Raw genomic sequence first — 12,940 nt, 5'->3', positions numbered from 1 at the left:
CCGGTGGAAGAGACGCCCGCAGCATGCGTGAGTGTTGCAAAGCCAACGTCGTGCCGACGCCAGGCTTGGAGCGTGCGCCAGTCGAACCTCTGCCCGTCGCTGGCGCCCTCTGACCGCTGTCGGGACGAACTTTCTCCGATCCGGCTTGGCGTTCGTCGGTGCCCGCCCACGCAACTGCTCAGTGATCAGGGACGAGTGTTCTCGGGCATTCCGCTCGCGACCTCGTTTCGAACGTTTGAATACGCCCATTCGAGCTTGATCTCGCCGAGCGCGGCGCTAGCCCTTCCGATCTTGGCTATTGCCAATGCGTATTTGACCAGGCCTGCGCAGACGAACGCTTCAACTCTCAAAGTCACGACGCCGCAATGTTAGCATCACTCGTCGTAGCAATTTCTGAAATGCTCAGCTCGACGATCACCTGCTACAGTCAGCCATGTTCGTCGCCCAGCGTTCACGAAGGGGACGCGCTAGCGAATCCCCATCACCCAGTTCACGATCACTACGTTCCCACCCGCTCACCGCTTGGCGCTGTCGCTGTCCGCTTCGGCCCGCGCGAGGAACTGCTCGGTCGTGGAGGCAAGATGGGTTTTCAGCCAATCCGCCATCGCGACTTCCTCTCGCAGATTCTCTTCGCAAGCCCGAAGGACCTTGGTTTCGCCGAGGGATCGAGCAGCGGCGATAAGGATCGTGTAGGAGGCGATTTCCATGTGCTCGAACGTGTAGCTCGCCAGCGATCCTTTCATCACCTCGTCTCCGGCGAAGACGCCGCTCAGCGATTGCGCCATCGCCGTCAGCTTGCCGCCAGCGTCCTTCATCGTGGATGAACCCTCGTCCATCTGATCGAGACAGGTCTTCAGCCGGGCAGCCTGCTGCTTCGTTTCGTCGAGGTGCTGTCGGATTCGGTCGCTCAGTTCGGGATAATTCTCGATACGGCTCAACTGCCCGTTCAACATCGTTTCTGCCTGCTCTTCCATGGCATGAGCATCTCTAAGCCATTGGACAAACCATTCCCGGCTTTCTGACATTTCGAATCTCCTTTGCTACTTAAGGAAAAAGTTTCGGAAGAAGACATGTTCCGGAGCAAAGCCCGCCGAACGGCCCTTGACAGTCCCAGAGGATCAGCGACGTAGCGGCCCTCAATTCACCTCGCGAAAATCCTGCAGCGATGCGTGGGAAAGGCCAAGATCGCGGAAGATCGGCGCAAAGAAAACGGGCCATGGACGCGAGACGCGCCGATCAATCACACGTGCTCGCCGCTGCGCGTTCCATTACAAAGCCCAACTGGCACTGGCCCGCTTCCTCGCCTCGACGAGGCGCTGATCGCGGCCGCTGGCGCTCCGCATTGAGCCTCGTGCCTCACCGCACCATCACGGTCGCAAGGAACGCGACGGCCTCTCCGCTCGTTGATTGCTTTTCGAATCGAGCCGCCGTCATGCCATCTACTTCGATCCGCAAGATGGAATATGATCTGGATAGAAGGACCCTCTCGGTGTGGTTTGTCGCCAGCGGCAAGCGGTACGAGTTTGAGGGGGTACCGCCGGAAACCTTTGCCGCGTTCCGGGCCGCGTTCGCCAAGGGCCGCTATTTCAACGACCACATCCGCAACAATTTCCGCTACCGTCTGGTTGCGAGCGATAGCGACCCGGGATGACCTGACCTGCCGGCGGCTCAATCGTCCTGTCGCTCCAACCGGCGGTTGGTGGACGCGTTGCCGCTGTGGCGCTTAGGGTTGGTTACGGTCCGCGCTCACTTGGCAAGCCCACCCATCAAACACGCTGGGAAGTCACAAGGAGTATATGCACATGGCAACTGGAACCGTGAAGTGGTTCAACAGCACTAAAGGGTTTGGGTTTATCCAACCCGACGATGGCGGTCAGGACGTTTTTGTTCACATCTCCGCCGTCGAGCGCCCTGGTTTGTCGAACCTCGTTGAGGGCCAAAAGATCAACTACGACATCGAGCAGGACCGACGTACCGGCAAGTCTTCTGCTGGCAATCTCCGCAAAGCAGGTTGATTTCTCTCGCGCGCCGTGGCGAAAGCCGCAGGAGCGCGGCAAGTCACGAATGTACTGACCCCGCCGTGTAAAAAAGTGCGCGAGCTTGGTGTGATGGAGAGACCTGGGCAGCAGATTGCTGCAACGCATCAGAAACGATCGTGTGAACCAGCTTGTCGGGCAACGGAAGCCGGGAAGTCCCCTGCGTTTTTCGCGTTTGCGTCCTCCAGCGTAGGAGTTGGCGACGTGGGGTAGCCCCGCCGAGCACTTTAGCTTGTTGCATCCCACAGCAATGTCATTGAAGATAGCCTGAGTTGGCCCACATGGACATCGCATCGGATTTCTCCTTCCATTCGTCCGGCGCGTTCCGCTTTGGAGGTTTAAGCTGCCTTCACACTTGGCCGGGCTCAACAGTCCGGCCTTTTGCTTTTTCTCGGTAGGCTGCGGTACATGGTTATGATGCGCATTCGCACTGAACCGCTCGACAAGCATTAGGACCAGTCAGGATCATCAAATGGCAAATCCTCCACGCCGACCCACAAATCCGATGTCGGCCGCTGAAGCCGCCTTCAAGCCGATCAAAAAGCCGGCGGCGCCGGTTCGCGAACCGTCGGCTGCTCCAAATATCAGAGAGCTTGTTTCGATCAGGATCGATAGGGCGGTGCTGGACCACTTCCAGGAAGATGGACCGGGCTGGCAGGATCGGATCAACGACACCTTGCGGCGCGCTATCTCCAAAGAACCGACCAATGCCGATGACAAACGATCAGACGACTACTGATCGACACGGCGCTGATAGCGGCGACGCAGATGGAGTTGAACGGAAGCATAAGCGTAACCGATTGCGCACCATTTGGACAACCGACAACGCGCATCCTGGAATTTTTTCATCGAGCCGCGGCCGAACCCCTCTATGCTCCGGGCGGAGACCCGAATGGCATTTCGATTCGTACACACGGCCGACATTCACCTCGACTCGCCGCTACGTTCGCTGGCGCTGCGAAACCCTGATCTTGCCGAACTTGTGGGAGACGCCAGTCGCCAGGCATTTGTCTCGATAATAGACCTCTGCCTTGCGGAACGTGTCGATGCGCTCGTCATTGCCGGCGATCTTTATGATGGCGACCAGACGTCGATGAAAACCGCCCGTTTCCTGGCGTCGCAAATGACACGCCTCCACCAGGCCGGCATCAGGGTTTTCAAGATCCGCGGAAACCACGACGCCTTATCGCGTATATCGAAACAGCTCGTTTTTCCGGACACGGTCACGATCTTCGGCGGCCGCCCCCAGTCGGTGCTGCAAACGGCCGGCGGGCTTGACGTCGCATTCCATGGATTGAGCTTCGCGAACCCAAAGGCCCCGGAAAGCCTGCTGCCCAAGTATCCGGCGGCCCGGGAAGGGGCGGTCAACGTGGGCATCATGCACACCAGCCTCGCTGGATCGCCCGGTCACGATGTCTATGCCCCTTGCAGCATCGCTGACCTGCACGGCCATGGTTTTGACTATTGGGCGCTTGGGCACATCCACGTGCGCCAAGTCCATCCTGGAGCAAGCACCGTTGTGATGCCGGGAATGCCGCAGGGCAGGGACATCAACGAGGCCGGAGAAAAATCCGTCACTCTGGTCACGATACGAGATGACCGGTCCGTCGAGATCGAGGAAAAACTGACCAGTATCGCGCAGTTCGAGCGGGCGAGCGTCGATCTGACCGGGACGGTCGAATGGTCTGAGGTCGTCGGCCGTGTCCGGTCCGCGCTCGAAGATATCCGGGGTTCCGTCAGATCCCGCCACGCTGTGGTCCGTGTCGGACTGGCCGGGGCGTCGCCGTTGTCATGGGCGCTGATCCGCGACAGGGACCTGCTGCTGGCCGAAGCCGAGCAGGCGGCGGAGCAGACGGGCGACACATGGGTCGAAAAGCTTGAGCTTGACCTCGCTCCGCAGAGCGCGGAAACAGCCGATGACGTCGCCGATCCGATTTTCGAACTCGCGCAATCCATGCGTGCCGATGTCAAGTCAGAGGCCCTCCGCGCCGAGGCGAGGGCGCTTGTCCAAAAGGTGATTGCCGATCTGCCGCCGGACGTGCGCGACTTCGCCGGAGGGGACGAAGCTGGGCTGGAACTGTTCATCGACAAGGTGCTTGCCACCGGTGCCGACCTGGTCACGGCCCGCCTCAAGGCAGGTGGAGCGCAATGAGGCTCCGGCGCCTTGATCTTATTCGTTATGGAAAGTTCACCGACGGGACGGTCGAATTCGGCCCAAGGCCGGAGTCCGGTCCCGACTTCCACATTGTGTTCGGGCTGAACGAAGCCGGCAAGTCGACCGCACTTTCCGGTTATCTGGACCTGCTGTTCGGTATCGAGGAACGCAGCCGCTACAATTTCCTGCACGAGTACAGCGCAATGCGTATCGGTGGGGTGCTCGAACTCGCCGGCACTGAGCACACATTCACGCGCACGAAGCAGCGCACGAACTCGCTGCTGAACGCAATGGAGCAACCGGTGAGCGAAGTGGCGATAGCGGCCCATCTCGCGGGTCTGTCGCGTGACGCATACGAGACCATGTTCTCGCTGGACGACGAGACGCTGGAAGCAGGCGGAAAATCAATCCTGGAGTCGCGTGGCGACCTGGGCAAGCTCCTGTTCACGGCCAGCGCCGGTCTTGGGCATGCGAGCGACACGTTGAGCGCGCTAGAGACCGAAGCGGACGGACTCTATCGCAAGCAGGCTCACGGAACCGAACTTGCGCTGCTCAAGAAGCGCCTTGCGGAACTCAAGTCACGCAGGGACGCGATCGACACCTTGGCATCGACTTTTGAGAGCCTTGAGGCCGAACGTCTTGACGCGGCGGAAAAATACGACCGCAGTATTGCTGAACGATCATTGCTGTCGGCTCGGCTTGACACCATTGCTAGGTATCTTCGCGCTATCCCGATCCTCGCCGACATCCGACGCAAAGCGGCCCAGCTTGCCGAGCTGCCTGACATCGCTTCACCGTTGCGGACCTGGACAGGCACCGTCACCGGACTGATCGATGACGACGCCAGCCTGAGAACGCGGCTGTCAGGGAACATCGACGACGCCGAGCGCGTGACAATGAAAATCGACTCGGTCGATGTGGACGAGGCGATCCTGGCAATGTCCGAGCGGGTTCGGGCGCTCGCGGACCGCAAAGTGCGCCATGTCTCCGCAGGCCTGGACCTGCCAAGCCGCAGGACCGAGCTGCAGATACTCGACAGCGCCGTGGCGACTTGCCTTGTCGCCCTTGGAAGATCGTCCGAGGCAAATCCGGCTGCGCTGCTTTTGCCTGCTGCCACAGTCGGCGCTGTTCGCGCCATGCTCGAAGAGCGATCGGGAATCGCCACCGGCGTACGCGTTGCCCGCAACGAATGCGCGGCGGCGCTCGATGCACTTCAGGCGGCACGCGAGCGGGTTGGGCAAGAGAGGGGGGTGCCCGAACCTGCCAGGGCAAGGCTGGCCTCGGCCTTGTCGAAAGCGCGAGCCAGCGGGCACCTAAAAGATCTCAAGATGGCCCGCGAGGCGGAGGACGCGAGCACGGTTCGATGGGAGGCGGCAATCGCTCGACTGCATCCCTGGTCCGGAGACGCCGGGGCACTGGCCAGGGTGCCCGTCCCGAGTGTCAGGCAAGTTGGTGCATGGAAGGTTCGGGCAGCTGGGTTGGGAAAGGGCAGGGCTGTCCTTTGCGATCGTCTCGCCGAACACCAGGAGAGTCACGACCTGCTCTCAGCTCGCCTGGATGCGCTTCGTGCCTCGGTCGATGTACCCGATGATGAGACGGCCTCCGCCATTCGCCGCGCCCGAGACGAGGCGTGGGCCAGGCATCGGGGCGAACTTACTGGCCAAACTGCTGACGATTTCGAGGCGCTATTGGCGCGTGACGACAGTGTTGGAGCGGTTCGGCTGGCCAACGCGCGAGAGCTCGCCGAGATCCGGACAACGCTCCGCAGCCTCACCGAAACAACAGCCGCCATCACACGTATCCGCGACCAGCTTGCACGGATCGACCTGGACGATCAGGCTGTACTCTCCGAACTTCGCGCGGTGGCCAGCGAACTGCTGGCAGAGTGCCTGGAATTCTCGCCCGAGCGTCTGATCGAAACGATCGAGGATCGTACCTCTGCCCGCATTGATGCGCTCGCGGCCTGGGAGGAGGTCGAGCTGGCACGCAAGAAGTCCCGCCGCGCGCTCGACGAGGGAGAGCAGATCCAGCTGGAGTTGATCGGGGCGTTGGCGAGGGTCGGCCTAGACTCGGAACCCGGCGACAGCCTGGAGACTGTCATGGCCGTGGCAGAACTGTTCCTCGACAGGCAGCTCAAGGTCGATGCGGAGCGTGCCGAGGCGCTTAAGACCGTGAGCGCGAAAGAGGAGGATCTGGCCGCCAGACGACGGGCTTTGGACGTGGCAGAAAGGCGCGAGGAGGAATGGTTGGCCGGCATTACCGAAGCGCTTGCCGGCACCTGGCTTGAAAGCGGCATTTCAGCGCCCGGCGTCGGCAACGTGCTCGATCAATTGGCTGAGCTGTCGAAAAGCATTCAGGAGCGGGATGCCATGCAGCTCCGCATCGAGAAGATGGAGGCAGACCGAGACAATTTCATTGTCGAGGTCACCGCTGCCGCAGCTGAAGCGGGTGAGCCGGCGAACGACGACGAACCAGAGCAGTTGGCGATCCGGCTTGCTGAGCGCTTGGAGCGCGCCGATCGCGCCAGAGAGATGAAGGCAAACCTCATCAATGACCTGCAGCGCCTGCAGGACGCTCGTGACAGTCTCAATCTCGAGACAACGGCGCATGAGCGACGCAAAAGTGAGGTCCTGACCGCCTTTGGCGTCACCACCTTGTCGGAAGTCGTGGAACGCGACGAGTTGCTACGGGAAAGGGATCGCCTGCGCGCTGCCGTTGCCGAGCTTGAGGAGCAGCTGTCGGCAGAGCTCGCGGTGGAAGGGTTCGACCAGGCGCGTTCGATGCTGGATTCTATCGAGGTCGATAGTCTCCTGGTCGAGAAGGCTGAAAGTGAGCAACGGCTTCGGGATCTCGATGAAGCGATACAACAGCAGCTTATTCGCCAGACCCGGGCAATCGACAAGCTGGACGCGATTGGCGGCGACAGCGCGGTTGCGCGGATAGATGCCGAGCGCCGCACCGTCTTGCTGGAAATCGAAGAAAAGGCAGTCCGCTACTTCGAGCTAAAACTAGGAGTTATGGCCGCCGGGAACGCTCTGCGCGTGTACCGCGAGCGCCATCGCTCCGGGATGATGAAGCGGGCATCTGACGCTTTCGCACTCATCACGCGCGGTCAGTATTCGGGGCTTGCGACCCAACCTGTGAAGGGCGGAGAAGTCCTCATCGCATTGCAGCGCGACGGGCAGTCCAAAGTCGCAGACGCGCTCTCAAAGGGTGCGCGTTTTCAGCTCTACCTGGCCCTGCGGCTTGCCGGATACTACGAGTTCGCCCAGTTTCGACCCTCCGTGCCATTCATCGCCGACGACATCATGGAGACCTTCGACCATTTCCGGTCCGAGGAAGTTTTCAGGTTGTTTGGTGAGATGGCAAGCGCTGGCCAGGTGATTTATCTGACGCATCACCAGCACCTGTGCGAAATTGCGAAGGCTGTTGTTCCCGGCGTTACATTTCACGAGCTTGCGTAGTTGGCTGGTGCCGCGTGGGATGAGTTGAGGCCCAGCTGCAAACTAAAAGTAAACGGCCGGGCCGTCAGAAGGACGCGAATTGATCGGCGAGGCCGCCTCGGCGTCGGGAACGCGTTCCCATCTTCCGCGGACAAGCGAAGCCTCAACCTGCTCATGCCCATGTTCTGCGACCCGAGCCTTGGCGGCCCCGGCGCCGAAAAGAGTTGAAAATGAGCGATGCCGCGCAGGCGCGGGATTTGAAATCATTTCAGGCCTCCTTCTGGAGTTCTTTTTCCTGACGAAATGGTTGGCAATAATGGATCTTATTGGCGCTCGCCGGCTCAAACGAGGCACGCGGGGGCAGGGCCTGACGGGTGTCGGTAGGCCTCGGCTGCTTCGGCTGGAACAGTCGGAAGCCGACGGCTAGACGGTCCCAGAGATTGGTGGTGCCGGTAAGAAAGGTCAGCTCGGCGAGCTCTTCGTCACTAAACTGATTTCGGACCTGCTCGTAAGCGCCATCGGATACATGCGTCCCGGCCACTAGGGTCAAGGCCTCGGTCCAGGCGAGGGCGGCGCGTTCGCGCTCGCTGTACAGCGTGTCTGCCCTGCGCCAGGCATCGAGCAGATAGAGCCGCTCTTCCGTCTCGCCGAGCGCGCGAGCGTCTCTTGTGTGGATATGAAGGCAGTAGGCGCAGCCATTGATCTGGGATGGCAGCGGTCAGCGGGGAAATCATCGCGCCAAGCACGCCCATGGCCACTGTGGGCAGCCCCATTCCGATGGCCCCCTTGACGACCCCGGCGGCGAAAAAGGTCGCGGTTGCCGCGACGACGAGCAGTGGTGAATGGTCCATGGCCTTTGGCGTAAGGCATTCAGCGCCGAGCACAATGCGGATGATCCGCCGTCAGGCTTCGGCTGGTCCGAAGGCTGACTATGAGATATTCTCAATCGCGTGCGCTTCGATTTAACAGACCTTCGCCTGTTCCTGGCCGTCGTGGACGCGGCGAGCATCACCCACGGGGCTGCGGATATGGGGCTTTCGCTGTCGGCAGCTAGCGAGCGCCTGCGCGACATGGAGGCTGCCGGTAAGGTCAAGCTGCTCGAGCGCGGCCGCCGCGGAGTGCGGCCGACGCCTGCCGGCGAAGCGCTGGCGCATCACGCCCGCCTCATCCAGCGCCATTTGGCGCAGATGCACGGCGCTGGCGAATATGCGCGCGGGCTGCGAGCGACCAACGAAACGAATTTGCTGGCACATGTTCGCGCGCGGCGCCACGACTTCACTAAACTGACAGGCTCGCCACCCGGGCGGAAACAGCGCGTTTCAGCAAATCGTGAATTGACCTGCATCCATGGAAGCCGGTTGGCGGCACGGCGAGGTGATGCGGTCGCTCCGTCGCCTGATCGCAGCCGACAACATGACGCAAAAGGAAAATGCCAAGGTCGAAGCGCAACTCGCCATCGCGCGCGCGATGATGCGTGCGGGCCGGCCTTGACGATCGCCAGACCGGCGCCAGACGGCGGCGCACTGGCGCTCGGCGGCGGCATCGTGGTGAATTTGAGACGCTGATTCAGCTGCTCCCCGCAAGCTGATTTGGGATCGAGACAACTTTACCGGCTCGCGAAACGGACCCTCCATATGCTGCCTCTAGGTTTGTCCCAGCTAAATGAAGGGGGCTTCCATGCGAGTGACCGAACGATTTTGGCGTACAGAACGCGGCAACCTCGCCGTGGTGTTTGCGTTGGTCTTGCCAGTCGTGCTTTTGGGCATCGGAGTGGCGATAGACTTTGCGCGCGTGAGCCGAACTGCCCAACAGTTGCAGGAGGGAGCCGACTCCACGGCCCTTCAGTTGGCCGTGGCAAGCGCGAACAGCAGCGATATGACGTCGGAGCAGCGTCAGGAGAACGTTGATACTTTCGCCAGCCCCACCTTTGTGGCCACGCGAAGTCCCTATAGTGGTGACGCCCACCAGACGGTTGGATCAACCAATCCCACAATCGTGACGGTTGTATTGCATCAACCGCAGGAATTGGCCTTCTCGGCAATCCTTGGCGTCGATAAACTTGATATTAGCCGAAGCGCAACCGCGATTGCCTATCCGCGATACCCAGTCTGTCTTCTCGTGTTAGATCGGTCCGCCTCGAACGCATGGTCGAATTCGGGGTCTTCATCGATAAATGGCCAGAAATGCGTTGCGCAGGTGAATTCAAGATCGGGGTCTGCACTAGCCACGAATGGCGCATCGTCCATCAGGACATTGGTGACGTCAGTCGTCGGCCCCTCCGGGCCGTCTGCCGGCTTCAACCCTCAACCGCTTTTCGATCAGAAGGAGCTGGCAGATCCCATTATCTCCCGACTGGTCTGGCCAACAGACAATGTCTGCACCTACAATAACCTGGTGATCAAAAACGCCACCGCAAATCTCGTTCCCGGCACTTTTTGTGGAGGGCTCATTCTATCGGTCGGAGCGGTGGTCAATCTTGCCGCGGGAACGTATGTTATCAGGACGGGAGGGCTTTCGCTCTCCTCCGGCGCGGTTCTCGATGCAGCTGACGGTACCAGCATCGTTCTACTCGACGATCAGGCCACCATCACAATGCAGGCCGGCGCCAAGCTACGCCTGACGGCGCCGACCAGCGGCCCGTGGATGGGGATCGCGCTAGCTCAAAAACCCCAAGGCGTGGAGAGAACCTCCACGCTCATTGGCGGTGGTGATACAGATCTAGGCGGCATAGTCTATCTGCCGTCACAAAAGCTTTTTCTTACAGGTGGCGGTGCATTGTCGACCGACAGTAAGCCTCGCATCTTTGTGGTCAACCGGATCGAGATGAACGGCAATGGCTCAATTTATCTTGCTGGCGCAAGTGACTTATTGACAACGAATTCTGCAACGAGACTCATGAAATGAACTTGGCTGTAGCCAGCGCAGTGTTGTGAGACAGACTGCATTTGAGGTTCTCTTGCTTCCGTGTTGGACTGAGAGCCGATATCGAAGGCACGCTTGGCCTCGTCGTGACAACGAATTAAATCAATCAGGGGATTGTATCGGTTACTTGATTGACCCGCAGCGAAGCGGCTCGTCATTATTTTCCGGGACGCTCCGGATCGTCGCCGAAGCCAAGCAGCGACGCATGGCGTATATACTTATGTTCGCCACGAAGGTGCTTGATCCGCAGCTTCACGCCTGGCCCAACCCACTGCGTCGCCGGTCGCTTCTTGATGCCGCCCGGAGGCGGGCCGGCATGTTCCTTGACCCGCTTCCACAGCCGTTCCTTCATGTCGCGGCCCAGACTGATGAACGCCGAACCGACATACTTCCCGGTGCCTGGCTCGGCCAGTAAGGCGAATGCCGCCTTGCCCGGCTCACGCTCGACGCCCAGCAGTTCGTATTCCTGGACCGTGAAGCTCTTCGTCTTCAGCCAGTTCGATGTCGGGCCGCTTCGATACGGGCTGTCGGCGCGCTTGGAAACAATTCCTTCAAGCCCAGCCTGGTCAGCCAGATAGAAGATCGCCTTGGGGTCGCCTGGTAGAGCCTCGCTGAACTGGATACTGCTGTTCGGCTTGATAATGCTGAAGAGGATCTCGCGGGAGTGCCGAGAAGCGGGCACCAGCGTCCCGTCAATGAGGCAAGAAGGGCCTTGATCTCTTCGCGCGTCGGTATGTCGACGCTGATCTTGAGCTTGCCTTTCTGTCGCTTTTCCGCCTAGCGCTCCTTGCCTTTGCGCCGCGCGCCGCGGAGACCGTGACCGGATCGCGTGTAGCCAGGCGGCGTTCCTGTGCGTCTGAGCAAAGCGCCCCAAGCGAGCCGAGAGCCTTCCGGGCCATCGCGTGCAATCGGCCTTCGTTGCTTCGTTGCGCAGCTTGTCCGCGAACTCGCGCGCCGCCGGCACCGTGATGTGGGAAAGCAGCGTAGTTCCGATGAACGGTTCAATGTGAAGTTTCAGGTGCCGTTTCCACTGGTCAATCGATGAACGCTCGAGGCCTTCATTTTTCGCCAGTCGCAATCCAGAACGCTGCGACACCCAGCTTCGCACGACATCATGGGAACGATATCGGCCCCCCTGTATTAGAGATCCATGGACACTATGGAACCCCAGGGCCATGGGATAGCGGCGGATATTTTGACATCGGAAGTTGCCAATGCCAGGCAGCGCATCCACCGGACCGAGCTCGCGCTTCAACGCACTGAGGAAATGCTGGCCGAGAATCTCGCGCTGTGCAGCAGGCTACGAACTGCGGTCGAGGCCGCAGACCGCTTGGTGAAGAACGATCCCCGCAGCTTTGAAATACGTGGGGCGGGTTGATCTGGGCCGGCGTTTCGTTCGTCGCGACCTTCAGGCCACCGGCGCCACCACTCTCGCTCCAGAACTGTGCCCGCCAGATCGACGTCTGAGCTGCACGCTCGCGAACAGCCGGAACCAACGGCGACCACAAGCGGTTTGCAAATCGAAGGGACCGGAATAATGGAACTTTTGGATATGGAACTGGCGAGAGCCCGACAGCGGCTTAACCGGGCCGAACGCTCTCTCGAACGTGCAAATGACATGCTGGATGAAGGCTGCGGTCTCGGCATCAATCTCGCGTTGTGCAGCAGGATCCGGGCTGCGCAACGACGCGTGGCCGAGGCGAGATCGCGGTTGGCGAAGATCGATCCTAGCAGCATGGACGCCGGCTGGAGAAACACCGGCGTTCGGCAAAGTACGCGAGCGCCAATGGATCGTGAAGGTCATCCAGTAACCTGACGACCGAGAGGACAGCCCACCGTTTCGAAAGGTACGGCGGGAAGGTCGCGACCGGAGAAGCGCAAGTGGGGAATCGAAGCCGACGATTAATGGGCTGAATGCCGCGACTGTTGCCGCTGCTATAGCCGCCCGGGTTGAATGGGCTTCGGAGCTCACCGACCTTCCCAGTCGGTTCCGGGCACGCCGAGCCTGCTCAGCATCCGCGACGGCAAGTCCGGCTACGACGTGACAACGGCTGCGACCGCGTTCGCTACGTTCAACGTGCTGAGCTATCGCCGCACGCCCGATGAGGTGCTTGGTCGCTTCGACCGGCTTTGCGCCGATGCTTCTTCTGCCTGCCTGGTGGAGCTGAAACGGCGGCATCCCCTGCACGGCACCATCGCGGTCGATCTCGCCGAAACAATTCCCCTATATCGCTACGAGGCAGTGTTGGACCGTCTCGATGGGGAAGCACGATCAAGGCTTGGCACCGTCAGCGCGTCACTTGCCGCCGGCGATCTCCCGCTGCGCGAGCAGTGCCGGCTGGTCACCGAGGAGACATGGCGTTTGAGCCGCTTGCCGGGACCGG

The 12,940-nt window shown here is 60.6% G+C and carries 10 protein-coding genes and 2 pseudogenes; 8 read left to right on the top strand and 4 right to left on the bottom strand.

From position 1 onward, the window contains the following. Positions 1–515: 515 nt before the first annotated feature. Positions 516–1,025, bottom strand: coding sequence for a ferritin-like domain-containing protein (locus NKI24_RS33075; RefSeq protein ID WP_352750436.1), 510 nt, complete (start codon positions 1,023–1,025; stop codon positions 516–518). Between the two features lie 191 nt (positions 1,026–1,216). On the opposite strand from NKI24_RS33075, the gene NKI24_RS33070 reads away from it, so the two are divergent. From NKI24_RS33070 to NKI24_RS33050, 5 genes are all read left to right on the top strand, one after another. Beyond that, complete coding sequence (locus NKI24_RS33070; RefSeq protein ID WP_352749021.1) at positions 1,217–1,651, top strand: KTSC domain-containing protein; 435 nt, start codon at positions 1,217–1,219, stop codon at positions 1,649–1,651. A gap of 151 nt (positions 1,652–1,802) precedes the next feature. Next, entirely contained in the window at positions 1,803–2,015 is a 213-nt protein-coding gene (locus NKI24_RS33065) for a cold-shock protein (protein ID WP_352750435.1), read from the top strand. A 493-nt stretch (positions 2,016–2,508) separates the two neighbouring features. Beyond that, positions 2,509–2,775 (top strand): BrnA antitoxin family protein, encoded by a 267-nt coding sequence (locus NKI24_RS33060; protein ID WP_352749024.1) that lies wholly within the window; start codon positions 2,509–2,511, stop codon positions 2,773–2,775. A 153-nt stretch (positions 2,776–2,928) separates the two neighbouring features. Further along, on the top strand, positions 2,929–4,188 hold the full coding sequence (locus NKI24_RS33055) for a metallophosphoesterase family protein (protein WP_352750437.1): 1,260 nt from the start codon (positions 2,929–2,931) through the stop codon (positions 4,186–4,188). Then, positions 4,185–7,655: an ATP-binding protein gene (locus tag NKI24_RS33050; RefSeq protein WP_352750434.1), complete on the top strand. Its 3,471-nt coding sequence runs from the start codon at positions 4,185–4,187 to the stop codon at positions 7,653–7,655. Before NKI24_RS33055 ends, NKI24_RS33050 begins: the two co-directional genes overlap by 4 nt. Before the next feature lie 376 nt (positions 7,656–8,031). Here NKI24_RS33050 and NKI24_RS33045 read toward each other — a convergent pair. Beyond that, positions 8,032–8,343 (bottom strand): annotated as a pseudogene (locus NKI24_RS33045) (carboxymuconolactone decarboxylase family protein); the annotation flags it as partial. A 241-nt stretch (positions 8,344–8,584) separates the two neighbouring features. Here NKI24_RS33045 and NKI24_RS33035 point away from each other — a divergent pair. Both NKI24_RS33035 and NKI24_RS33030 read left to right on the top strand, forming a co-directional pair. Beyond that, positions 8,585–8,863 (top strand): annotated as a pseudogene (locus NKI24_RS33035) (LysR family transcriptional regulator); the annotation flags it as partial. A gap of 448 nt (positions 8,864–9,311) precedes the next feature. After that, complete coding sequence (locus NKI24_RS33030; protein ID WP_352750433.1) at positions 9,312–10,538, top strand: TadE/TadG family type IV pilus assembly protein; 1,227 nt, start codon at positions 9,312–9,314, stop codon at positions 10,536–10,538. A 175-nt stretch (positions 10,539–10,713) separates the two neighbouring features. Here the strand turns inward: NKI24_RS33030 and NKI24_RS33025 are convergent, their stop codons facing one another. After that, complete coding sequence (locus NKI24_RS33025; protein WP_352750432.1) at positions 10,714–11,634, bottom strand: hypothetical protein; 921 nt, start codon at positions 11,632–11,634, stop codon at positions 10,714–10,716. A gap of 72 nt (positions 11,635–11,706) precedes the next feature. Between NKI24_RS33025 and NKI24_RS33020 the strand changes: the two genes are divergently transcribed. Further along, positions 11,707–11,934 carry a hypothetical protein gene (locus NKI24_RS33020; RefSeq protein ID WP_352450291.1) on the top strand — a complete coding sequence of 76 codons (228 nt, stop codon included), beginning with the start codon at positions 11,707–11,709 and terminating at the stop codon, positions 11,932–11,934. Between the two features lie 30 nt (positions 11,935–11,964). Here NKI24_RS33020 and NKI24_RS33015 read toward each other — a convergent pair whose 3' ends face one another. Beyond that, on the bottom strand, positions 11,965–12,360 hold the full coding sequence (locus NKI24_RS33015; RefSeq protein ID WP_352749035.1) for a hypothetical protein: 396 nt from the start codon (positions 12,358–12,360) through the stop codon (positions 11,965–11,967). Positions 12,361–12,940 lie beyond the last annotated feature (580 nt).

This window comes from Mesorhizobium sp. M0701, from assembly GCF_040320365.1.
Lineage (GTDB): Bacteria > Pseudomonadota > Alphaproteobacteria > Rhizobiales > Rhizobiaceae > Mesorhizobium.
The sequence above is the reverse complement of the archived record's forward strand: the minus strand, read 5'-3'. Positions and strand labels throughout refer to the sequence as shown.